Origin of the sequence: Paenibacillus larvae subsp. larvae (assembly GCF_002003265.1) — a bacterium.
In the GTDB taxonomy this organism is placed as follows: domain Bacteria; phylum Bacillota; class Bacilli; order Paenibacillales; family NBRC-103111; genus Paenibacillus_H; species Paenibacillus_H larvae.
On sequence record NZ_CP019687.1, the window covers coordinates 2,751,330 to 2,773,644 of the forward strand.

Genomic DNA, 22,315 nt, shown 5'->3' on the forward strand with positions numbered 1-22,315 from the left:
CATCATCTGACAAGGAGAACCGACTTTTACTATCCCGTTGGGATGAAAGAACCCGTGAAAATACCGTTAATTCAATTCCTTTCACGGGTTCCAACAGCGGAGAGATCTACTCTTTACCGGCCTATGCAGACAATTTCTGCGTGAAGTGGGTTTCTCGACAAGCTCAAAAGAGGCCGAAATCTCGGCCTCTTTTATTCCTTCCTTTCGATGACTTCAAACCGGGGGAGCGAAGCCTCGCTGCTCGGCTCATCCGATTCTACCAGATGTTTGAGGACGGACAGTTTATTATCCCAATATTGTTCATAATATGAGAGCCACCTCTTCAATTCAAGCAGTGGTTCCGGCTCAAGGCGGTACCGTGTTTCCCTGCCGACTTTCCGGTCCTTGACAAGTCCGGCATCTGCCAGAACGCGCAAATGTTTGGACACGGCGGTGCGGCTCATCGGAAAGTGTCTGCTGATGACGGTGACAGACATTTCCTGTTCACCAAGCAGCTTCAGCAGCTGACGTCGCGTAGGGTCGGCAATAGCCTGGAATACATCGTGCTTTGGCGTAGCTGCCATGTTAAGCCTCGACATAGGCAGCGAGCTTGTGCTTGAGTCCTTCCCATCCTTCTGCCATATTCCCGCAGATAATGGTATGGGACTGCCCGAATTCCGTAACTTTATCGGCATCCCAACCGCCATGGATGAGTGTAAACTCCGTCTTGCCGTCCTGATCAACCAATTCGAACGTAAGGGTCCAATCCTTGCCCCAGTTAAAAGATAGTTTGTTAGGCGGGTCAATAACCGTCACTTTGCACGGCGACATGCCGTACGGGCCTGCGTTCAAATGAAATTCATGGCCTTCAACAGGCTGAAAATCATTCGGCATAAACCATGCGGCAATTCCTTCCGCAGTTGCGACGGCATCCCATACTTTCTGTATCGATGCATTCAATACCAACGTCTTCCGAATATCCGGTAATGTGTTATTTGAGTTGTTTTCCATCTTGTTGCCTCCATTTTTTTGGAATCGTCCTGTTTCTATGTTGTGCTTTTTCCTTTATTCTGATAACGAAAATACACTGATCAACCTTTGCGAAACCTTTTGGTTTCACATCGAATTATATGACACCTTATGGTTTCATGTCAATAAAGGATTACCAAAATTACACATCCTGCATCGATACAGAACCAGTCAGGTTTCATGTCAATAGAGTATGGACTACTTCGGAGAATTTAGGCCGGCTGATGAACCTTCCATACCCCAACATTTAAGAACAACCGGCCTTAAGGCAACCCTTCCATGCATTTGGCCTCCATACATCCGGTTTCCACTCACACCGTTTTCAGCAAAAATCAATCCTAGTCCGTTTGTCCCCACCCCCCTTTTTCCTTCAATTTGAAGATTGCCTGCTTTATAACCCCGGGAATGGGAACTCCCAGTATCACTCCATTTTCAATAATACTTAGCAGTTCGTTAGCCATATAAAAGAAAGTTACGGTATGTTGAAAATAATGGACATAACCCAAGACCTTATCGGTTTGATGAGAAACGGCAATAAGCAAAAACATGAATATCTTCTTGCTAATCCCCTTAAAACCGATACTGCTTCTTAGCTTTCCTTGAATGCCGGAGGCCAGTATACCCGTTATATAATCAACAATGACAAAGATCAATAAAACCTGAAAGAGAATGTTCCAATTTCCATAAAGTCCCGACAGACTTCCGCATATTACGGCAAAGAGATTTTTCAGATAGTATTCCATTTTGCTCATCCACCCTATCACCATTTTTATATAAAGTGGGATTGGATTCATAAATCACAACTGTTAATAAAAGTCTTTTTTGAAGATATGTATTGCAAGTTGTTCCCCTCTAGCCTTTACATCATTCTCTTGATCAAGCGATACAGTTGTGTGCAGAAGATGTTGTTAATAGTAATAAGGAGGTGAATATCCGAAAACCATTGAGAAGTTGATGCCCAATGAAAGAAAGAGTACGTGCAGAACGGATACTTATAGAGAAAAGTAAAAGGGGCAGAAGAGGTTCCTTCCAGGCCCATTTGAATCTGGTCAGCCGTTTGGAGGGACGGGAAAATTGGAAAAATGCCGTCCGGTATTTAAATGGTTTTGTAAATTTGCTAGAGAATCATAAAAAAACAAACTGTATCGGATAAGGCCTATCAGCTTGTTAAGATTAAAGCGGAGTACTTGATTAGACAGTGGAGATAGGAATGAAGGTTTGCGCTTGTTATCCTCAAAAGGCAGTAATCCTTCCTTCTGCATTTAAAAAAATTCACCTAAGGCAACTGCTCAGGTGAATTTTTTATATGGATATGTTACATGTAAAGCTCCTACTCGTCAAATCCGATTTCATTGTACACCTCATTTTTCCTTGTTAACTTTGCTCTGAACACTCTCATAAAATTCCCAAAATCCAGGTGTGGAGTTTAAATCATAGCGGTATATGGCTTCAATAATTCGTAAACTTACCTCTTGCTTCAAATCTTCCCGTTCCTGTGATGATGTTTGAGTCAGTGAACTGTCCAGCTTAGGCTTAAATCGGTTGATAATTAACTGCATAGCATGCCGGTTATTTTGTTTTGCTTCCTTAACAAGGGTAATGAATGTCTCCATTTTCGTACCCCCTCAAATGAAATTAGATAGCAAAAACACCTGACCAGTCCTTTGGCAAGAGTTTGTTACATGGCTTGAAGCTGCCGCTTCAACTTTTTTAATGCATTCCTTTTCGTTTTGGTAACGGCTTGTTGTGATACGCCGGTTTTCCTGGCAATTTCCGTATCCGTCAGCCCGTGTATAAAATGCCATGTTAATACGGATCTTTCCTTTTCCGTTAGAGATCGGATTGAGTTATATAAGGCTGATGTTGTAGCCAAATCTTCGAGAGTATTGCAATCCTCCTCTAGCAATGACGAAGGTTCGGAGTTCGCAGCGGGTATCAGGTCTTTGATTGCCGTATTCTCTTTATCCTCTGATAGAGGCTGGTCGAGAATCAGCTGAGCCTTACTGCGAATTTTCCGCTGTTTCCTATCAAAGTCAATGGAACTGTAATGGATTAAGGAAGAAATATACTTTACCAGACGCATCTCCGAATAAAACTCTTTAAAAGCCTGATCGACAAGTTCTTTGGTTTGCAAAGACGGTTTCTTCAATGCGTCAGTTAACAATTGATAGTTACCGCTATTTTCTAAAAAAGTCCGAAGAATAGGATGAACATAATATTCCTTGAGCTCAGGTTCTTTCTTATAACTTCTATCCCCTTCTTTCTTATACATAAAAATACTCACCTCCCTTTTATTGTATCTTTTATCTTCTATAGTGGAAGAAACAACCAAATTTACAACCACCTTAATTATTTTTTTACAGAACATTCAAAAAACTTCACTTTCTTATTTAAGTTGATTATTTTTTTCTCTTAAGGTTGTATTTCTATCAAAAAAGACCACTTTAAAGAATAGAAACAGAAAATGATTCTCGTTAACGATCCTGGCAGTTCCAGTAACAATTACGCTTGCAGATGTGATCAAGCAGCGCGGAGCAGTAGAATATTACGTTTATTATACGAAGTAAAATAAGCAGGGCTCACCAGTTTATCTGGTAGAGCCTGCTTTACATATATACCTTATAACGATTATTCACCGTGTCCGCATATTTGTACAATCCCATGGCCACCGTCTAAGATGACCCTGTCTCCCGTTTTCCCCTTACATCCCCATAGCTGAAGCAAGGGGTTTTACGGCGCTAAATTATAAGGGTCATCAAACATTGTTACCTGTTTTTTTATTGCCATATCCCCCACATACAGTGCTAATATAGTAAAATGAAAGGATGGGTTATTTTACTTCAGAGATACATAAAGTGAGAATAGCTTCATACAAACAAGATTGCATTTGATAGATTGAAGGGGTAAGAAAAGATGAAACACACGTTTGGCAGTATGTTCAACAATGATTGGAGCCCTTATACCGCGATGGGTATCGCAGGCATCCTAAGTGCCTTATACTTCGGAATAACAGGAACCGTATGGGCAGTAACCGGGGAGTTCACCCGTCTCGGGGGTCATATTTTACAGATGTTTGGAGTAGACATTTCCGGTTGGGGTTATTTTAATCTGATCCATATGAATGGAACTACATTCGGCAGAACGAACGGCTGGATTGTATGGGGAATGTTTATCGGTGCCTTGATCATGGTGTTGTTCAGCAATAACTTTAAAATCAGAATTCCCAAGCAAAAACGCCGCTTATTGCAAGGCCTTATCGGCGGGATCATCGCAGGCATCGGCGCCCGTTTGGCTTTAGGTTGCAACCTGGCCGCCTTCTTCACAGGAGTTCCCCAGTTTTCCCTGCATTCCTGGATATTTATTATCGCTACCGCAATCGGGACTTATCTGGGCACTAAAATGGTAAATACAAAATGGTGGAAGGGTAAGCCCGCCTTGCAAAAAGGAAATACAGCAACCCCGGATGCCAAGACGAGAAAGATCCAACCCTACGTAGGGGGGATCATCGCTTTATTATATACAGGTCTGATCGTTTACTTCTTCATCTCCGGACAAAAGATGTTGGGGGTAGCTGCCGTATTTGGAACCGCCTTTGGTATTTTGATTGAGCGGGGGCAAATTTGTTTTACATCTGCTTTCCGCGATCTATGGATCAGCGGCCGGGCTACCATGACGAAAGCAATCACCGCCGGTATGGCCATCAGTTCAGTGGCAACACTGGTTATCATCTTGATGTACGGCCTGGAACCGATCACTAAAGTTGCCGCTCCAAGCACTTTCATTGGCGGTGTGCTTTTTGGAATCGGGATCGTACTGGCCGGCGGCTGTGAGACCGGTATGATGTACCGGTTGATGGAGGGGCAGATTGTCTTTTTGCCTGTATTTATCGGCAACATCATCGGTGCCACTGGCCTGGCTTATGCCTGGGATCATCTGGGTGTCTATAACCTGCTTGTGAAAAGCGGCGGGGCTAAATTAAATCTGATCACACTCATGGGACCTGCCGGCGCCCTCCTGGCCACGCTTGTTCTTCTGGGTATCGGATTCGCTATCGCCGTCTACTGGCAAAAAAATTACCGCTTCGGGGTTGGGTTCAAGAAAGGAGACTATAACCATGTCAATTGATTACACATTAGATCTAAGAGGGGAATCTTGTCCGTATCCGGTAATCTATACATTGGAAACATTACGCGATATGAAAAAGGGCGAACTGCTTCAAATCATCGCCGACTGCCCGGCAGCCTTCCGAAACGTGCCGGAAGAAGTAGTCAAACACGGATATACCCTCGCTCAAGAACCCGTCAAAAAGGGACAGGAACTTTTCTTTTATATCATCGCTTGATGAACAAAAGGATTAGGCGCGAAAAACTCGCTGCCCTAATCCTTTTTTTGTGTAACTTGAGGGTTTGATTTACGTGTGAAAATTGAAAACGCCAGGACACATACCGGTGGTCAAGACCAAAGTAGTAGTAAAATTGCCTATTATTCTATTCAATCTCTAAATAATAGATCATTCCATTAGGTTGTTTTTTATTACTTTCGGTTAAACAATCATGGAAAAATTGTTTATATAGTTTGAAACCGTATTTTTCATAAAAGTTATAAGAACATCCGATATCTGTCCATAAAAATGTACTATGAAGTTCATTTTCTTTACAGAATTCTATATATCGGTCCATCAATTTTTTTCCATACCCCATACCACGAAGTTCTGGACTTATAATAAATAAATTGACTTCACTATCAAATGGCCTATCAGTCGTTTCTCCTAATTTATCTACCTCAATATGTTCATTTCTAATTCTCAAGGCTGTTTTACGGTCTCCAAAATCCCCACGCAATAAATAAAATAGCATTCTCAGGTCAGTTTTAATTCCATGGAGTTTACACAAGACAATACATAATATTGATAAATAAGCTCAGGCTTTAGTTGAGTCCGTATAATTGTGTAAAAAGCTAGGTTCCAAAAAATGAAAGGAGCCATATTCATAGCCCTCAGTTAGAATAATGTTGGGACACAAAATTCTAAATATACGAGGTGTTATGAAATGGCTCAATACCAGATTAACGTAGATTCGCAGCTTTTGCATCAACTATTTTTGGGAAATTCTCAGGATGCGGGTGTAGCCAAGCTGCTCGAGTCTGTACTGAACCAAGTCTTACAAGCACAGGTGAGTGAACAAGTGGAAGCAGATCGTTATGAACGAACAGAGAATCGAAAAGCGTACCGGAATGGATCGTATCCACATGGGCTGCATACGCGGGTGGGAACCATTACACTAAGTGTTCCGCGCATCCGTGGCGGGAAGTTCACGACAGAGCTCTTTAGTCGTTACCAGAGAAGTGAACAAGCGTTAATCTTAGCGATGATGGAAATGGTCGTAAACGGCGTCTCTACGCGTAAAGTCTCGCAAGTAACCGAAGAACTCTGCGGAACCGAGTTTTCTAAATCCACTGTTTCAGACCTTTGTAAGCGGCTGGATCCCATCGTAACTGCTTGGAATAATCGAAGCCTGGCAGACAGCCTCTTTCCGTTTGTTCTCGTAGATGCGATGTATCTCAAGGTCCGTGAAGACGGTCGTGTACGCTCACGAGGCATCATGATTGCCATTGGTGTAAACACCGAGGGCTATCGTGAAGTCCTTGGCCTGATGCTGGGTGACACAGAATCTGAAGCAAGCTGGAGTGAGTTTTTCAGCTCTCTAAAAGGACGTGGATTACGAGGTGTGGATCTCATTACCTCCGACGATCATGGCGGCCTTGTACGCGCGGTACGGCAGCAGCTGCAAGGGGTAACATGGCAGCGATGCCAGACTCACTTCACGCGAAATGTATTAGAAGCCTCACCCAAAGCCTTGAAGGATGAGATCCATGGCCGTCTACGGTCGATTCTAGATGCTCCTGATACTGGAACGGCAAGGTTTTTATTAAAACAGACCTTAGCGGCTTATGAAGATAAGGCGGGTAAGGCGATGGGCGTGCTGGAAAGCGGATTTGACGATGCTACCGCCGTCTTAATGCTGCCAGAGCGTTACCGAAAACGGCTGCGCACGACAAATAGCGTTGAGCGTCTCAACGAAGAGGTTAGACGCCGGGAACGTGTCATTCGCATCTTCCCAAACCGTGAATCCGTGATTCGTCTTATTGGTGCTCTATTGATGGAACAGGATGAAAAATGGGCAGCCGGCAAGAAATATCTCGACATGACCGAGTACATGGAATGGCGGAAGGATCGGCCAAAGTCCGATGCCAAAGTGACTCGCATTATGTAGCACAGTCTAGCTGAGGGAATTTACACACAAATTTGGACTTGATCCAGGCTTTTTGGGCTGAATAAACTCCTTCTCAAATTCCCAAGTACTACGTATAAGAGCTGCACAACTTTCTAAATATTTTTTATCATATTTTTTAAATTTCAATTCCATCTATTATCACTCCATAACTTCTTTGGTTAGTATTTTCAACATCTTTTCAAATTGCTGTAATTCATCAGCAGTACATCTTTTCTTCAAGTTTGCTATTACATTATTAATATAATTATCATTAAGACAGTAATACTTCATAAATTTATCTGTTACTTGAAGGTAATATACACGTTTATCCTTTTTGTCATTGAATTTTTCAAGGTATCCTTTTTTAATCAACTTGTTAATTCTATAAGTTGCGTTCGGCTGTGATATATTAAGAAACTCTGCGAGTTCGCTATAGGTAGGATTTTTTAGAAAATAAACAACTTCGAGACATGACATTTCTACGGCACTTATATTTTCAATGTCTACAGTTTGGTTTTGAGATGCATTTTTATAAAAACTCATCGTAAGTTTCATATAGAAATCTTCAAAAAGATCATTCAACATATTTATTTCTCCTTTGCTTCATAAAATAACTTATAAAAATTTAATTAAAATATTTTAAGTTTATTTTAGATTAACTAATCTTTCTTGTCAAATGTTTGTTCTGGTAATTTATTACCTTTATCAAACATGGATCTTAAGACTAAATATCTTCACTACTTCATAACAATTCTAAACCTAAAAGACTGCTTTCCTTAAATACTAAAGGATTGCAGTCTTTTTAAGTCAAATAATCCGGTGACTCCGAAGGTTCTGGGCTTTTTGAAGGTTAATTATGATGGATTTCTCTCCAGCGATTTAAGAATACGTGCCGGATTTGCTCCTACCACCACATTATCGGGTACGTCTTTGGTTACAACAGCTCCGGAAGCCACAACTACATTATCGCCTATGGTAACTCCCGGATTAATGACGGCTCGGCCGCCAATCCATACACTATTCCCGATTGTTACGGGCTTTCCGGACTCGGCCCCGGTGTTTCGTACCTCTGCCTCCAGAGGATGTGTAGCCGTATAGATATGTACACCCGGCGCCATAAAACAATGATTTCCAATGCTTACTTTGCAGACATCCAGGATGACACAATCAAAATTCTCATAAAAGTCGTCTCCTACATGAATGTTATATCCGTAATCACAGCGGAACGACGGTTCTATGTTTATTCTTTTGCCTACCGAGCCGAATAATTCCCGGAGTAGAGCAGTACGGATCTCCTCATCCGTTTCCACGGATTGATTAAACAGCCTTATTAACTTCCTTGCACGCTTTCTTTCTTCGGCAAGTTCAGGATCCGAGGCAAAGTAAAGTTCGCCATTTAACATTTTATCCTTCTCTGTTCTCATGATTGTCCTCTCCCTTCTGGTATCATCAAATCAATTCTATCTATAAATCTTGAGTCCCTATATGCCTCTTACGAATCCTTTGCGTCACTCTCCCCTTGACTCAGAAACAGGAAACCGGTCTCTTCAAACATTAACATTTCCCGCAATTAAAACCAATCCTGACTCAAAGGGATATTGGAGCTAAGACCCGAACACGGAACATAGATTTCAACCTTACAACTGACAAACGACCTCCCTTATTTATTGGAAACTGGTCTATCCTCTCCCCTTTTAGGGACAACCCTTTTTTCGTCTCAATAGCAGTATGCCTACACATAGTTGAATAGTATGCCGAATGCTCCAGGTTTTTCTTCGTCGGTGTCGATATCCACATGTACTGGCAGAAAGTTTTCCAAGAGGCCCGCTTTGGGGCAACAACAAAAAACAAGAGAGTATTCCTCTCTTGCCCAAAGTAAAATAAAATGTTTCTCCATTCAAGCTGTTCAATCACCAAAAGCTTTTAAAACAATGACGGCATTATGTCCGCCAAAACCGAACGAATTGGATATGCCGATTTTTAGCTTGGCCTTGCGTGCTTCATTCGCGACATAGTCCAGGTCACAAGCCGGGTCCGCCTGTTCCTGGTTTATTGTCGGGGGAATGATTCCTTCCTTCAGGCTTCTGGCCAAAGCGATAGCTTCCACTCCTCCCGCAGCTCCCAACATATGGCCGGTCATGGATTTATTCGCGGTAACGGGAATGCGGCTGGCCTGTTCTCCGAACAGTTTTTTGATTGCGGCCGTTTCCGAACGGTCCCCAATTTCCGTGCTTGTAGCATGGGCACTTATGACATCCACATCTTCAGGGGAAATGTCCGCTTCCCGAAGGGCCGATTTCATGGCTTGATATGCTCCTGTACCTTCCGTCAGGGTGGCTACCATGTGATAAGCGTCGGAACTGGCACCATAGCCGATCACCTCCGTATAGATTCTGGCATTCCGCCTCAGAGCATGGGAAAGGGATTCGAGCACCAGTATACCGGCCCCTTCAGCCATGACAAAACCGTCTCGTCCCGCATCGAACGGCCGGCTGGCTCCGGCAGGATCTTCATTGCGGGTGGATAGAGCGATGGCATTGCCGAAGCTGGCCAGGGAAATCCCGGTAATGGCCGCTTCAGCGCCGCCTACTAACATGACATCCGCTCCGCCGGACCGGATCAGTCGGAAAGCCTCCCCGATGGCCGTATTGCCGATAGAGCAAGCGGTAACGGGTGATAAGGCAGGGCCTAATGCTCCATACCGGATACTGATCATGGCTGCGGCCATGTTGGAGATCATCATCGGGACCAGTGTCGGACTTACACGTCCCGGTCCCCGCTCTTGCAGCATATTATACTGCTGAAGCAAAGTTTGGATGCCTCCAATCCCTGAACCTACATAGACGCCCATCCGTTCCGGGTCCGCCTGGCCGGGCATAAGACCCGAATCCTCCATAGCCTCTTCGGCAGCTGCCAGAGCAAACTGGCAGAACCGGTCCATTCGTCTTGCCTCCTTGCGTCCAAACCGGGCATCCGGATCAAAATCCCGGACAAGGCCGGCTATTTTCGTTTTGTATTCCGAAGGATCAAATGTATCAATTAGAGTGATCCCGGATTTTCTTTGAATCAGTCCGTTCCAGAACGTATCCGCATCATTTCCCAGGGGAGAAACAACCCCCATTCCCGTTATCACAACTCTTTCCATCCGTATTCCCTCCTTATGGAATATCTGTCATGAAACTATCATGTCACAGTGGTTATCCTAGTACAAGTTATCGTTTATACTAGTATAAGATGTACCTGTTTACTATGTCGCAAAGGGTGGGATACTGATGAATCAACAAACAAGACTTCAGGCTTTATCGGCTTTTCTGAAAGCTCAACGGGCCAAACTTACTCCCCAATCCGTCGGATTGCCAGCCGGAACCCGGCGCCGGACTCCCGGGCTTCGGAGGGAGGAAGTTGCCCAGCTGGCTGGAGTAAGTGCAACATGGTATACCTGGCTGGAGCAGGGCCGGGATATCCGGGTATCCGCATCCGTCCTGGATAATGTGGCATCCGCCTTACAATTAACGCTGGATGAACGTAAATATTTGTATGCCCTTGCCCTTGAAACGGGGGCAGGGATTACCCATCCCAGAGAAGAACAGCCCGAAATTAGCCCGTCTTTGCAAAGAATCCTGCAAGAGTTGAGGTTCTGTCCCACTATCATCTCCGATAGGAAGTGCCAGATTGTCGGATGGAATCAGGCCGCCTCTCAGGTCTTTTTGGACTTTCAACAAATTCCACCTGAGCAACGGAACATGATTCGGCTTTTGTTTACACGGAAAGAATTCAGGAGATTAGCGGTAAATTGGGAGGATTTTGTCGAAGGGTTCCTGGCCATTTTTCGCGCTTACTACGGCCAATATGTTGAAGACGAATGGTATGAACAATTCCTTAAGGAAATGAAAGAGCAGCATCGGGATTTCACACAGCTTTGGGAACAAAGCCGGGTCAGTTCAGCCCCGGAAGTGGTCATCGAATTCCGCCACGCCAGGGCCGGCAAGATGCAGTTCCATCTTACTTCCTTACAGGTACAGGGAAATGCCGATTTACGATGCAGCATTTATACGCCGGACCCGGATTCACCGACGGAAACGAAACTGCGCCAGCTTCTGGGGTAGGCAATAGCGAAATTGCGAAATGAACGACTTGCTCTTCTTCTGCCAGAATTATACTTCCGCTTTGCCCAAGTCGGAAATAATAGCGGCGACTTTGTTCCGAACCCCGTTCTTTCCCATGATACTTCATCAGTGGCATGATTAGAGGTGATATACGGCCCTTTATGCATATTGACGATGATCCACTCCGATCCCGCTTTTCTTGCTGCAGCCACATCTTTTTTCATCCAATCAATCTGGGCAGGAGTAAAATCCCTGTATTCCTCTGAATCTTCATTAGTATTCAACACTATGAAGTGGGCATTGGCATAGTCAAACGAATAATAAGCACCCGTAGTTGTGTCCGAGATTGTTAATCCGTTGTTAATTTATGGCGGATATCTTTTACAATGTTGCGCATAATGAAACTGACTTAAACAGCCAATAAACAAAACTTTGGAGGCAAACATAATGAAAAAAATCCTTTTGTTCGCCGTAATGATGGCTTTCTGCTGTACAATCGTATACGGTGCACCCTTGGAAACCGGTACAACCCAGCCTGCAGCACCAATGCCCGCTCTTGAAGGGGGGCATGCCAAAGAGCGTACACCGCCGAGTCCGTTGACGCTTGAAGAGCTGCATAAAAAATACCCGACGTATTTCCGTGTAAGCGGGTCTCCCGATAAACGGGAAGTGGCCTTAACATTTGATGACGTACCGGATCCCCGGTACACTTCCAAAATCTTGGATATACTGAAACAATATGACGTGAAGGCAACCTTTTTTGTAGTGGGTAACCGTGCCAAGCAGTACCCGAATCTTGTGAAAAGAATGGTAAATGAAGGGCATCTCGTCGGAAATCACTCGTATGATCATCCCAATTTCGTGAAACTGTCCGATGCGGCTTTCCATGATCAGGTCAAAAAAACACAGGCGGTCCTGAAATCACTTATCGGTTATGAACCTGCCTTGATTCGCCCTCCTTATGGCAATGTGACAGAGGAGCAGGTAAAATGGCTGGCCAGCCAAAAGATGTATATCATCTTCTGGAATGTGGATTCCCTGGACTGGAAAGGGCTCACAGCCGACCAAATTGTAACCAATGTCCTGGGCCATGCAAGGCCGGGTTCTATTATTCTTCAACATGGCGGGGGAGGCGTCGGGGAGGACCTCTCGGGGTCAGTCGAGGCTCTGCCCAGAATCATTGAAGGTTTCCGCAAGGAAGGAATTAAAATGACGACCGTGCCTGATCTGCTGGACATACCTGCGAAGAAATAAAAATACACCGGTGCCTCTTTTTAAAGAGGGCCGGTTATTTTTTGACGTCAATTGATCATTCGTTATTTCCTTTTCCTTTGTTCTGTGTTTGACACCACTTTCACCCTCTCCCTAAAGTTTGGTATAGTTAATAATAGATTTAGAACATTTAGAACATTAACCAAAAAGATCGGAGTGTAACGATGCAATACGATTTTGATCAGCTTATCCATCGAAAGCAAACAGCTTCAAAAAAGTGGGACGGACTCAAAGAGGTGTTTGGTGAAAGCGATCTGCTGCCAATGTGGGTTGCCGATATGGATTTTAAATCCCCTTTGCCTGTTATTGAAAAAATGATTCAGCGGGCCAACCATGGAATCTTCGGCTATAACCTCAGACCCGATTCCTATTACGATACTATCGTCCAATGGATGTCAGACAAGCATCAATGGTCCATCCGGAGAGACTGGATCTGCTACAGCCCCGGAGTTATGACGGCAATCAGTCTAATTATCTCCCATTTCTCTGAACCCTGGGATTCCATTCTTATTCAGCCTCCTGTGTATGCTCCTTTTTCACAAGTTATTAAGAGAAACAACCGCAAGCTGGTGACCAGTCCATTGCGATATGACAACGGCCGCTACCTGATAGATTTTGATGATCTGCAAAAGAAACTGGATAAGGGAGTTAAAATCTTCCTTCTTTGCAGTCCGCATAATCCTGTTGGGCGGGTTTGGACCAAAGATGAGCTTAAACAAGTTGGCGAAATGTGTCTGAAAAGAAATGTCCTGGTCATTTCTGATGAAATCCACGCCGATCTTGTTTATCCCGGCAACAGCCATACTCCTTTTGGTTCAATTTCAAAGGAATTTTCCGGCCGTTCTTTTGTATGCACATCACCGAGCAAAACGTTCAATTTGCCCGGGATTCAAACTGCGAATATTATCATCCCGGATCGGGATTTGCGGGAGAAATTTGAAACTGCTGCCGGCAACTATTATCTCGAAGCCAGCAATACGTTTGGAGTGGTTGCAACAGAAGCTGCCTATAGGGAAGGGGCTGAGTGGCTGGAACAATGTCTTGCCTATGTGAAACAAAACCTGGAATTCCTTAAGGATTATATAAATCAACACATTCCGGAGATCCGGGTAACCGAATCAGAAGGAACCTACCTGGCTTGGCTGGATTGCCGCGGATTACATATAGACGGTAAAAACCTCGAAAATTTGATGATCCGGCAGGCTAAAGTAGCAGTAGTATCCGGATATACATTCGGGTCTGAGAGAGAAGGGTTTATCCGGATTAACCTGGCTGCCCCACGGGCTCTTTTGAAAGAGGGATTGGATAGAATAAACAGGGCAATCAAGGAAAAATGCTGCTGACATTTCGGCCAGCAGCGTTCCAGTATATTCTTCCCCTTCTTCGGAAAATTATTGATTTGAAAAACGTCCATCCTCCAGAAGATACGTTTCGGGAAGAGTATCCGCAATGAACGGGCTCATTACTCCGGTAAAATAAAGGTGAAGTTCATGCATCGCCCTGGTGCAGGCCGTATAGAAAAGTTTACGTTCACTTTCCCTACCGTACATTTCTTTCGAACCGTTAAAAATAAGAACCGCATCAAACTCTACCCCTTTAGCCAGATATGAAGGGATAACCAATGTAGAGGCATCGTAAGAAGTCGTATTTTTTCCGATTAACCTCAGCGGAACAAGGTTGCGGAGTGCCTCGTAAGCTTCTGTACTCTCCTTTGCCGTTTTACAGATCACGGCAATCGTCCGGTGTCCGGATACCTGCAGCAGTTTGATCCGGCCTGCAATTTTGGAAGCAAGATCTGCTTGATCTGCCGCCTGTGTTACAGTTGGTTTGGGTCCCTGCCGGTTGAAAGGGACAATATTCTCTCCTCCCGCAATCATACCTCTGGTAAAATCAACGATCTGTTTGGTGGACCGGTAAGTCCTGGTCAGAATGACCGACTCGGTTTCCTCTTTTTTAAAAACAGAATAAAGGGGTGAGAAGCCGGAATTCGACCCGGAATGAAAATAAATAGCCTGGTTCATGTCTCCTAATACCGTCATTTTACTGCGGGGGAACATTTTTTTGAGAAAAGCAAATTCGAACGGCGAATAATCCTGTGCTTCATCAATAAACACGTGCCGGATCATATTGTTGGTCTGAAACCCCTCTATTTGTTCTTTCAGAAATAAATAGGGGGCCGCATCTTCATAGAAGAGTTCTCTGCGGTCCAGGCCCTTGATCGTCTGACTGCAAATCTCCCTCCAATACTGTGTGCTCTCCAAATTAGGAAGAAGCCGTAAAGCCAATTGCCCATCCTCAAACAGACGGCGATAAACAGCCGTTATGTCGGCAAACTGAAGCTTCTTAACAAAGGAACGGACCGGAACAAAATATTTTTTGACTACTTTCTCCGAAAGCAATTCCTGTTCCCTTCCAAAATCATCAAAGGTATCTTCTGCCTTTCGTTTTTCCTTCAGCATCTTTCTGTAAGCCGACTCATACTCGTCTTTATCAAGCAGTTCGACCTCCTCTTCCACCCATCCCTTCTTTAGCTCCAACTGTGCTTTTTCTTTCAGCTCCTGAAGCAGCCATTCGACGACCAGTCTCATCCGGTTAGGGAACCGTATGGAATCATCCAAACCGTAAAAATGCTCTTTTATCCGCTCTGCCGGTATAAGTACGCGGTCACGGAACATGACATCTTTAAAGAGAAGGCCTTCACCACGTAAAAGATCTGTATAACGTTCAATGACTTCCATAAAATCTGCGGATGATTTAAACCGAATGCCCTCTATCCGTGCATCATACCCCTCTTGATTCCAGCCCGTTAGAGCGAATTCCATCTGGTCCAGCGGACCTTCCAATTTGAATATGTCTCCGAGACGATAATCCAGATATTCCTGAAAGGTAGTTTGTTCCATATTCTCTTCTCCCAGTTCGGGAAGAACGGAAGAAACATAGCTGTTAAACATCGTATTGGGTGAAAACAATACAATTTGATCGGCCCGCAGTGTACCGCGATAACGGTAAAGCAGATAAGCGGCGCGTTGAAGGGCTGCTGAAGTTTTACCACTGCCTGCTGCCCCCTGAACAATGAGCAATCGGCTGCGCTCATCCCGTATAATCCGGTTTTGTTCTTTCTGGATGGTAGCTACAATACTCTTCATTTGAGCGTCCGCCTGTTTTCCAAGTACTTCTTGCAGAAACTCATCTCCGATGGTCACTCCCGTATCAAACATGCTCTCAATATGACCATCCCGGATCATATACTGCCTTTTTAATTCCATTTCCCCGTATATTTCCCCGCCAGGAGTCTTATAACTGGCAGGACCGGGCGAATAATCATAATAAAGACTGGAGACAGGGGCACGCCAATCGTAGACCAGGAAATCAATTTCATCCTTATCAAGCAAGGAAGCAATACCCAGATAAATTTGTTCCCGCGGTCCACCGTCTTCCTTAAAATCAACACGGCCAAAATAAGGAGACTGCCTCATCCGCTTCAACATGTTCAACTGTTTCTGTCCCTGCTTGTAGCTCCGTTCTTTTTCCAGCAGAACATCGGCCTGCTGCTTTATACTGCGGTAGGTTTCGGCGGCTTCACCGGCATCATCAAAATTAATCCTCACATCTTCCCAGAAATTTTTTCGGTTATCCACGATATCCGCTTTCTTTGCACTGGCATATTTCTTAATATCACCAAAGCGCCGGTCGATTTCCGACAAGACGCGTACTAATCGCTGTTCCTCTTCAAACCGATCCTGTTCATTCATGAAACCACTCCCTTTTTCATAAAGTATTGACACGGACCTTTTTTTCTGATAACATAATATTGGAATGTTTTAAATTAAATTATCAAAAAAATGAGAGACCAATCGATATTTTATCATAAGATCTCGGTGCTTTCAATCCATATGTATACAAAAGGAGACACAGGTGTCTCCTTTTTTTTATATTTTCACTATTGTTTTTTATGTTTCCAATCCACCGGCCGTTAACTTCGATTTTCTTTTACCTATTTCAAAAGCTTCAATATAAAAGGTTTTAAATCAATAATTCGTAAATACTGCGGCTTTTGATCTGTTCCGCATATGATTAAGGGGATCAGCGACTCTTGTTGACGGATAGAACCGTGGCCTCCACCGCCTTTGTGTTTCGGTGAACTTCTGTCTGCCAGTTCATACCCCGGCTTTGCGGTTACAACCAAAAATTCCCCCTGGTGAGAATTTAAAGCACCCGATAAACGCTGTAATGCATCCGGGTATTGTCCGTAACCCAATGATCCCTTAGATGGATCAGTGTTTAAATCCAATACCCCTAAGTTCCCCTCTACTGCCCACTTCTGCCTATAAGGATCGGTTAAATCTCCATTTGTTTTAAACCTGAGCTCTTTTGCTGTTTGCCCTTGAACAGCATAAATCCAATCTTTTTCTTTCCATGAAATAAAATCAACCCTGGGATCGGCTGCCAGATAGCTGCCGACCCGATCATTTCGTTCCAAATGTTCCGGAAACGGCTGTTTGCCGCCAGCAATATCGTCGGTTTCCTTACCGGTGGAGCCTTTATTGTCGCGACCATTTACATCCCCATCTTCATACAGGGCGTGATGGGCGGTTCCGCTACAAATTCAGGACTGCTTCTGCTTCCAATGATGCTTGGTACGACGGTAGCCGCACAAATGGGCGGATTTCTTTCGAGTAAAATGAGCTACCGCAATATTATGCTGATTTTCGGTGTGATCTTCATCGGCGGAATATTCCTTTTGACCACCTTAACACCGGAATCAACCCGTACTACCGTTACTCTGTACATGATTGTTACCGGCCTAGGAATCGGGGCATCCTTCTCCGTACTCGGAATGTCCGCTATTCATAGTTTCGATGCAACCCAGCGGGGATCTGCGAGCTCTACCATGGCCTTCCTGCGGTCTCTAGGCATGGCGATCGGGATAACGGTCTATGGTATTATTCAACGAAACGGCATGACAAGTAAAATCAACGATACCTTTGCCAGTATGGGATGTGCGCCGCAGGGCATGACGTCTGACGACCCGCGCGCAATCTTATCCGAACAGGCACGGGCCAGCATTCCCGGACCGGTCCTGGACAAAATAACGTCTGCCCTCTCCTCTTCCATTGTCCAGACTTTCGTATGGGCACTTATTCCTGCCGTACTGGCCCTGCTGTTTACGTTTATGATGGGTAAGGAACGTATGGCTTTGCCTGGAAAAAGCGGGAAACCGGATCATGCAGCTGCTATCAAGACTGGTAAACCTGAGATTACCCTGAACGAAAAATAAGAAAACGAAGTATAGGAGTCACCCCTCAAATAATCAGTTATGGGAAAAGTTGATGAAACTTGTAAAAACTGAAGTAAGCATATGAAAAAATATCTGTTTAAAAGGGCTTGTATTAAGCAGGTCTTTTTTTGTTTTGAACAGATTTGTCAGACAGAAGAGCTTTAATAATACCAGCCACCACTAGAAGCATCTCTTAAAAGATTTGGACATATATGATGAATCTCTCAGCGGATTGGTTTTTCCAAAGGTGCATCACTGATTGGAGTTTCCCTCTCTACCACTTTCATTTCAAATTCATAGATACAGGATGCTAATGCCCGTACAATTTCCTCTACTTTTTCCTCTGAAAATAGGGACATCGGATATAGCAAGAAAGCCGTTTTCAATCTATCCCCCGGGCATACTTTATACTCCGGTACAATGCTAATTAGTGGGATCTCCCGCCCTTTGTTAGTTTCATTCCAGCAATATTGAATGAACGCTTTGGCAATCTCGTCAGACTCATCATAAAAAGTGTCTAATTGAATCCGGTTGAATGAAATGGTGAACACTATTTCCCATCCAAGTGAAACGGTATTGATAACAGACACTCCGCTTATAGTTTGAAGTTCTTTTTTAAACAGTAAGCTTAGTGTATGCAGCCGGATTAAATACTCTTGAAATCCTCTTTTCCCCAATCGGTTCATTGCCACCCATGCAGCAGCAATGCCTGTGGCCGGCCGGGAGTTTTCAATCGTATATCGGTATGCGCGAAAATTCCCAAACTCAAAATCTTTTTCTCTATAAGTATATGTACCTTCATTCAGGCGGTTAAAACATTCTTCTGTTTTTGAAATAAAGAAGCTTGTTGCATAGGGGCATAAGCCATTTTTATGCATATCTACGCCAAATGAATCAAAGCGGGAAACCCCTTTCATTTTTTCTGCCGCGCGTTTGATTTTAAAACGAATTTCAGGGTTTACAATCCGTTGTTCCCACTCTATTTCACTTAATCCCATAAAATGAAACCATAACCAGCCGATAACACTATCCAGATGAAAATATGGAAAGTACGTTTGTTCCGTTTCTTCAAAGATCTGTTCTACACATTCATAAACTTCATTGGCATCATCACAAGCAAAGTTAATGGTCGTTCCGCCACAGCAGACGATGGCTGCAATGCGTTTACCTTGGGCTAATTGCTTCAGCATAACCTGCTTTAACTCAGTTACATCCATACTCCAATCTTCTTTGCTTCCAATCCGGATACATTGATTCGCCCCTAACCCAAGTATGGAACAAACGTGTTCAACACAATAATGCGCCCCCTCATTGGTTATAACAACGAGATCTTTGGGAACCCCCTCGCGTCCGGAGTCAGGGGCAATCTTAGCAATTGCTGATTTTATAGCATAAAAAAGGGTTAGCTTTCCGCCATTACAAGAAACCCCGTATGATTGCTCCCAGCCTACTAGACGGCCAACAGCCCTTGCTATGCGCTGTTCAAACAATATAGCTTTTCCGCCAAAAGCATCCATTAGACTATTTATATTATATAGTTGCGTCATTGCCGCTGCAGCTACTGTATCTAACAACGGGGACGGTACCATATTAAAAAGGGCATACGGAGACTGCGGGCGAATGCTTCCTTCGAACATTTCAGAAAGTGTCTTAAAGACTTCTTCCGTACTTTTCCCCTTTTCGGGTACATGGCTCTTTGCCAAATCCTCTTTGTAAAGAAATGGCTCTGAAGCAAATTTGGGATTAAGATAATTACGGCCTTTAATTTGTTTTTGGAGAAAAGCTATATTATTCAGTAACGTCTCTAAATTATCCTCTAGCGGATGTAAAAACTCTTCTTCTTTTTCCAAAATTGTTTTCATACGTCTGTTCCCCCAATAGTGACACCAGTATTTTCAACGTAATGTGCTAGTTTGAATCTATATCATAAAGTTATGAAACTCATCCGTTTAAACATTAAATTGTTGAATTAGGATTCATCGTGCATCATTTTTTGCTAAATAAGGTGCTTTATTCCATAATTTTAACATTTATTTTCTTAAACAAATGTGACCGTTTCAAAAATTTTTCATGGATAAGTTTTATGGAATGTCATTTGTTTCATGAACGATATTAAAAACCCCAATAACATCCAAATATTTGATGTATTGGGGCTTAAACGGGATTTGCATGAAAAGTCTTATTTGTAAACGTTACTCATGCATTAAACGACTTCATCGCTTTGCGTAATTCTTTAAAGGACGGGCGCTTGCCGTACATCAGGACTCCGGCACGATAAATTTTTGCGGATAACCAGGCAAGAATCCCGATGGACGCGAACATGATGCCAATTGATATGAGGATTTCCCACAAGGCGGGATCACTGAGCCCAATTCTCAGGAACATGATCAGCGGTGAGAAGAAAGGAATAAAGGACATTACCGTTACCAAAGTTGAATTCGGATTCTGCATACCAAATGAAGCTATGAAGAACGAGATAATCACCAGGAACATCACAGGCATAACCGCCTGGCCCAATTCCTCCGTACGGCTAACCATGGAGCCGACAGCCGCATACATGGTTGCGTAGATAAAAAAGCCAGCCAGATAGAAAATAACGAAATAGATAATCAGATCGATTGGCAGATCTCTGAAACTAAGGTTCAAACCGGATAGCAACTCCCTGTTCCAAGGCAGCATCAGGTTAGCAAATACCGTTATCACGCATAATAAGATCTGAACCAGTCCCAGTATACATATTCCAAAGATCTTACCGAACATTTGTTTAAGCGGGGACACACTGGTAATGAGAATTTCCATGACACGGGAACTTTTCTCGGCTGTAATCTCAGTAGCGACCATTTGTCCGTAACCAAGTATACTCATATAAAGCAGGAAGTTAATGGCATATACAAAAATATAGGCAATGGCCTGCTCGCCCTGAGTCTTCCCTGCTTCTTGATCGGATGCATTGACCTGCTCTGTCTCGATATGAACCGGAGATTGAATAGCGTTCAGCTGGCTCTCTGTCAGTCCCGCTTCGCTAAGAATATAGTTGCTTTTGACCGTCTGTAAAATGGTATGAAGCTTAAGCTTCATACTCGTATCCGGCGTGGTTCTCTGGTCTTTATAGATTACATCGGGAAAATCTGCACTGTTTCCGTCTTTTAGAACAAGATACCCTTCAAGCTCTTTATGCTTCAATAGAGACTTGGCTTTCTCTTCTCCTCCCTGTACAGGAACGAACTTGACTTCACCGGGATATTTAGTCAGGATTGGGGTTAACTTTTCTCCTAATTTCGCTTCATCCGCTACAATCCCCACCTCTGTAGCCTTATCACTTCCAGATGAAAATTGTTTAATCAGATAAGGAACATTAGCTCCGATGGTAATTAAAATGACAAACAACAATGTCATGACTTTGAAGGACTTCATGCGGAAACGGCTTGAAATAGTGAATTTGATAATCGTCATAATCTCATTCATGGCTGACACCTACCTTTTGGATGAAGATTTCGTTGAGCGTCGGCTCCATTACCTGAAAACGGTGGATAATCGCCTGCTTCATAGCATGTTCAAGAATCCCCGGGGCTGCTCCCTCGTCTTTAATGCGGATCATATAACGCCCATTGTCACAGCCAACTTGCTCTACACCTGAAAGCTGCTCCAAACCTGTTACTTGACCGGTTGTTTCCAGAACAACTTTCTCTTTCGGGAATGTCTGCTTAATTTGTTTGAGGTTTCCCTTTAGGACGGTATTAGATTTATGCAAAATACAAATGTTTTCACACAGTTCCTCCACGTGATCCATGCGGTGACTGGAGAACAGAATGGACTTGCCCTCGTTTCTCAGCTCTTTCACCGTATCCTTGAGCAGTTCCACATTAACAGGATCTAATCCGCTGAACGGTTCATCCATCAGCAGGATTTGGGGATCATGAATAATAGACGCGATAAACTGGATTTTTTGCTGGTTCCCTTTTGACAGCTCTTCTACACGCTTGTCGTAATATTCCGGTACACCGAAACGTTCCAGCCATTTTTTCAAGTTGCGGTCTGCCTCTTTCGCTTTCAGACCTCTAAGCTGGGTCAGGTAGATTAACTGCTCACTTACCCTTACTTTGGGATAAAGTCCCCGTTCCTCGGGCAGGTAACCCATCAGCTTGCTAAGCCGGGGATGGCGTTCCTTCCCGTCCCATACAATTCGGCCTCCATCGGGATAGATTAATCCTAGCACCATCCGCATCGTCGTCGTTTTACCCGCACCGTTACCTCCGAGCAGGCCAAAGATTTCACCCCGTTTCACCTGGAGTTCCAAATGATTCACGGCTGTGGTACTTCCGTATTGTTTGCTGATTCCATCTGCCAATAATGCTGTTGTCATTTTCTTCTCTCCTTTG

The 22,315-nt window shown here is 43.9% G+C and carries 21 protein-coding genes and 1 pseudogene; 8 read left to right on the forward strand and 14 right to left on the reverse strand.

All coding sequences use genetic code 11. The features are described from left to right. Positions 1-191 precede the first annotated feature (191 nt). The 3 genes from BXP28_RS14225 to BXP28_RS14235 all read right to left on the reverse strand — a co-directional run bounded on the left by BXP28_RS14225 (position 192) and on the right by BXP28_RS14235 (position 1,760). Entirely contained in the window at positions 192-563 is a 372-nt protein-coding gene (locus tag BXP28_RS14225) for an ArsR/SmtB family transcription factor (RefSeq protein ID WP_024093237.1), read from the reverse strand. Position 564: 1 nt separating this feature from the next. Then, entirely contained in the window at positions 565-990 is a 426-nt protein-coding gene (locus tag BXP28_RS14230; protein ID WP_024093236.1) for an SRPBCC family protein, read from the reverse strand. 356 nt (positions 991-1,346) lie between these two features. Beyond that, on the reverse strand, positions 1,347-1,760 hold the full coding sequence (locus BXP28_RS14235) for a phage holin family protein (RefSeq protein ID WP_036655352.1): 414 nt from the start codon (positions 1,758-1,760) through the stop codon (positions 1,347-1,349). Between the two features lie 209 nt (positions 1,761-1,969). Here BXP28_RS14235 and BXP28_RS14240 point away from each other — a divergent pair, with 209 nt between their 5' ends. Next, positions 1,970-2,161, forward strand: a complete 192-nt coding sequence (locus BXP28_RS14240) for an FIMAH domain-containing protein (RefSeq protein WP_036655354.1) — start codon at positions 1,970-1,972, stop codon at positions 2,159-2,161. A 208-nt stretch (positions 2,162-2,369) separates the two neighbouring features. Here BXP28_RS14240 and BXP28_RS14245 read toward each other — a convergent pair whose 3' ends face one another. Beyond that, positions 2,370-2,621 (reverse strand): helix-turn-helix domain-containing protein, encoded by a 252-nt coding sequence (locus tag BXP28_RS14245; RefSeq protein WP_024093234.1) that lies wholly within the window; start codon positions 2,619-2,621, stop codon positions 2,370-2,372. A 65-nt stretch (positions 2,622-2,686) separates the two neighbouring features. Then, complete coding sequence (locus BXP28_RS14250) at positions 2,687-3,280, reverse strand: sigma-70 family RNA polymerase sigma factor (protein ID WP_158673673.1); 594 nt, start codon at positions 3,278-3,280, stop codon at positions 2,687-2,689. Between the two features lie 641 nt (positions 3,281-3,921). On the opposite strand from BXP28_RS14250, the gene yedE reads away from it, so the two are divergent. Both yedE and yedF read left to right on the forward strand, forming a co-directional pair. Further along, on the forward strand, positions 3,922-5,133 hold the full coding sequence (gene yedE, locus BXP28_RS14255; RefSeq protein ID WP_036655358.1) for a selenium metabolism membrane protein YedE/FdhT: 1,212 nt from the start codon (positions 3,922-3,924) through the stop codon (positions 5,131-5,133). After that, positions 5,123-5,350: a sulfurtransferase-like selenium metabolism protein YedF gene (gene yedF, locus BXP28_RS14260; RefSeq protein ID WP_036655359.1), complete on the forward strand. Its 228-nt coding sequence runs from the start codon at positions 5,123-5,125 to the stop codon at positions 5,348-5,350. Before yedE ends, yedF begins: the two co-directional genes overlap by 11 nt. Before the next feature lie 145 nt (positions 5,351-5,495). Here yedF and BXP28_RS14265 read toward each other — a convergent pair whose 3' ends face one another. Further along, entirely contained in the window at positions 5,496-5,864 is a 369-nt protein-coding gene (locus BXP28_RS14265; protein ID WP_024093231.1) for a GNAT family N-acetyltransferase, read from the reverse strand. A gap of 192 nt (positions 5,865-6,056) precedes the next feature. Here BXP28_RS14265 and BXP28_RS14270 point away from each other — a divergent pair, with 192 nt between their 5' ends. Next, positions 6,057-7,280: an IS256 family transposase gene (locus BXP28_RS14270; RefSeq protein ID WP_023483236.1), complete on the forward strand. Its 1,224-nt coding sequence runs from the start codon at positions 6,057-6,059 to the stop codon at positions 7,278-7,280. Positions 7,281-7,439: 159 nt separating this feature from the next. On the opposite strand, the gene BXP28_RS14275 is transcribed toward BXP28_RS14270, so the two are convergent. The 3 genes from BXP28_RS14275 to fabF form a co-directional block, all read right to left on the reverse strand. Beyond that, the gene (locus BXP28_RS14275) at positions 7,440-7,865 is read right to left on the reverse strand and encodes a MarR family transcriptional regulator (protein ID WP_023483551.1); all 426 of its coding nucleotides are present in this window, start codon (positions 7,863-7,865) and stop codon (positions 7,440-7,442) included. Between the two features lie 269 nt (positions 7,866-8,134). Further along, positions 8,135-8,704, reverse strand: coding sequence for a maltose acetyltransferase domain-containing protein (locus BXP28_RS14280; protein ID WP_023483552.1), 570 nt, complete (start codon positions 8,702-8,704; stop codon positions 8,135-8,137). Positions 8,705-9,186: 482 nt separating this feature from the next. Next, on the reverse strand, positions 9,187-10,425 hold the full coding sequence (fabF, locus tag BXP28_RS14285; RefSeq protein ID WP_023483553.1) for a beta-ketoacyl-ACP synthase II: 1,239 nt from the start codon (positions 10,423-10,425) through the stop codon (positions 9,187-9,189). Positions 10,426-10,552: 127 nt separating this feature from the next. On the opposite strand from fabF, the gene BXP28_RS14290 reads away from it, so the two are divergent. From BXP28_RS14290 to BXP28_RS14300, 3 genes are all read left to right on the forward strand, one after another. Beyond that, positions 10,553-11,386, forward strand: coding sequence for a helix-turn-helix transcriptional regulator (locus BXP28_RS14290; RefSeq protein WP_023483554.1), 834 nt, complete (start codon positions 10,553-10,555; stop codon positions 11,384-11,386). 447 nt (positions 11,387-11,833) lie between these two features. Further along, complete coding sequence (locus tag BXP28_RS14295; protein ID WP_023483555.1) at positions 11,834-12,640, forward strand: polysaccharide deacetylase family protein; 807 nt, start codon at positions 11,834-11,836, stop codon at positions 12,638-12,640. Between the two features lie 182 nt (positions 12,641-12,822). After that, a complete protein-coding gene (locus BXP28_RS14300; protein WP_023483556.1) occupies positions 12,823-14,001 on the forward strand; it encodes a MalY/PatB family protein in 1,179 nt (392 codons plus the stop codon). Between the two features lie 48 nt (positions 14,002-14,049). Here BXP28_RS14300 and helD read toward each other — a convergent pair whose 3' ends face one another. Both helD and BXP28_RS14310 read right to left on the reverse strand, forming a co-directional pair. Then, a complete protein-coding gene (helD, locus tag BXP28_RS14305; RefSeq protein ID WP_023483557.1) occupies positions 14,050-16,410 on the reverse strand; it encodes an RNA polymerase recycling motor HelD in 2,361 nt (786 codons plus the stop codon). 242 nt (positions 16,411-16,652) lie between these two features. Continuing rightward, entirely contained in the window at positions 16,653-17,138 is a 486-nt protein-coding gene (locus tag BXP28_RS14310; protein WP_023483558.1) for a hypothetical protein, read from the reverse strand. Here BXP28_RS14310 and BXP28_RS14315 point away from each other — a divergent pair. After that, positions 17,118-17,936, forward strand: a pseudogene (locus tag BXP28_RS14315) (MFS transporter); the annotation flags it as partial. The gene BXP28_RS14310 and the pseudogene BXP28_RS14315 overlap by 21 nt on opposite strands. A 224-nt stretch (positions 17,937-18,160) precedes the next feature. Here BXP28_RS14315 and BXP28_RS14320 read toward each other — a convergent pair. From BXP28_RS14320 to BXP28_RS14330, 3 genes are all read right to left on the reverse strand, one after another. Then, a complete protein-coding gene (locus BXP28_RS14320; RefSeq protein WP_023483560.1) occupies positions 18,161-19,798 on the reverse strand; it encodes a pyridoxal phosphate-dependent decarboxylase family protein in 1,638 nt (545 codons plus the stop codon). 334 nt (positions 19,799-20,132) lie between these two features. Then, entirely contained in the window at positions 20,133-21,401 is a 1,269-nt protein-coding gene (locus BXP28_RS14325; protein WP_023483561.1) for an ABC transporter permease, read from the reverse strand. Then, positions 21,394-22,299, reverse strand: a complete 906-nt coding sequence (locus BXP28_RS14330; RefSeq protein ID WP_023483562.1) for an ABC transporter ATP-binding protein — start codon at positions 22,297-22,299, stop codon at positions 21,394-21,396. The genes BXP28_RS14325 and BXP28_RS14330 overlap by 8 nt, the downstream gene beginning before the upstream one ends. Positions 22,300-22,315 lie beyond the last annotated feature (16 nt).

Excerpts from the sequence above, each read along its gene's own strand:
- BXP28_RS14225 (WP_024093237.1), bottom strand. The coding sequence starts at position 563 with ATGGCAGCTACGCCAAAGCACGATGTATTCCAGGCTATTGCCGACCCT.
- BXP28_RS14230 (WP_024093236.1), bottom strand. The coding sequence starts at position 990 with ATGGAAAACAACTCAAATAACACATTACCGGATATTCGGAAGACGTTG.
- BXP28_RS14235 (WP_036655352.1), bottom strand. The coding sequence starts at position 1,760 with ATGAGCAAAATGGAATACTATCTGAAAAATCTCTTTGCCGTAATATGC.
- BXP28_RS14240 (WP_036655354.1), top strand. The coding sequence starts at position 1,970 with ATGAAAGAAAGAGTACGTGCAGAACGGATACTTATAGAGAAAAGTAAA.
- BXP28_RS14245 (WP_024093234.1), bottom strand. The coding sequence starts at position 2,621 with ATGGAGACATTCATTACCCTTGTTAAGGAAGCAAAACAAAATAACCGG.
- BXP28_RS14250 (WP_158673673.1), bottom strand. The coding sequence starts at position 3,280 with ATGTATAAGAAAGAAGGGGATAGAAGTTATAAGAAAGAACCTGAGCTC.
- yedE (WP_036655358.1), top strand. The coding sequence starts at position 3,922 with ATGAAACACACGTTTGGCAGTATGTTCAACAATGATTGGAGCCCTTAT.
- yedF (WP_036655359.1), top strand. The coding sequence starts at position 5,123 with ATGTCAATTGATTACACATTAGATCTAAGAGGGGAATCTTGTCCGTAT.
- BXP28_RS14265 (WP_024093231.1), bottom strand. The coding sequence starts at position 5,864 with ATGCTATTTTATTTATTGCGTGGGGATTTTGGAGACCGTAAAACAGCC.
- BXP28_RS14270 (WP_023483236.1), top strand. The coding sequence starts at position 6,057 with ATGGCTCAATACCAGATTAACGTAGATTCGCAGCTTTTGCATCAACTA.
- BXP28_RS14275 (WP_023483551.1), bottom strand. The coding sequence starts at position 7,865 with ATGTTGAATGATCTTTTTGAAGATTTCTATATGAAACTTACGATGAGT.
- BXP28_RS14280 (WP_023483552.1), bottom strand. The coding sequence starts at position 8,704 with ATGAGAACAGAGAAGGATAAAATGTTAAATGGCGAACTTTACTTTGCC.
- fabF (WP_023483553.1), bottom strand. The coding sequence starts at position 10,425 with ATGGAAAGAGTTGTGATAACGGGAATGGGGGTTGTTTCTCCCCTGGGA.
- BXP28_RS14290 (WP_023483554.1), top strand. The coding sequence starts at position 10,553 with ATGAATCAACAAACAAGACTTCAGGCTTTATCGGCTTTTCTGAAAGCT.
- BXP28_RS14295 (WP_023483555.1), top strand. The coding sequence starts at position 11,834 with ATGAAAAAAATCCTTTTGTTCGCCGTAATGATGGCTTTCTGCTGTACA.
- BXP28_RS14300 (WP_023483556.1), top strand. The coding sequence starts at position 12,823 with ATGCAATACGATTTTGATCAGCTTATCCATCGAAAGCAAACAGCTTCA.
- helD (WP_023483557.1), bottom strand. The coding sequence starts at position 16,410 with ATGAATGAACAGGATCGGTTTGAAGAGGAACAGCGATTAGTACGCGTC.
- BXP28_RS14320 (WP_023483560.1), bottom strand. The coding sequence starts at position 19,798 with ATGAAAACAATTTTGGAAAAAGAAGAAGAGTTTTTACATCCGCTAGAG.
- BXP28_RS14325 (WP_023483561.1), bottom strand. The coding sequence starts at position 21,401 with ATGAATGAGATTATGACGATTATCAAATTCACTATTTCAAGCCGTTTC.
- BXP28_RS14330 (WP_023483562.1), bottom strand. The coding sequence starts at position 22,299 with ATGACAACAGCATTATTGGCAGATGGAATCAGCAAACAATACGGAAGT.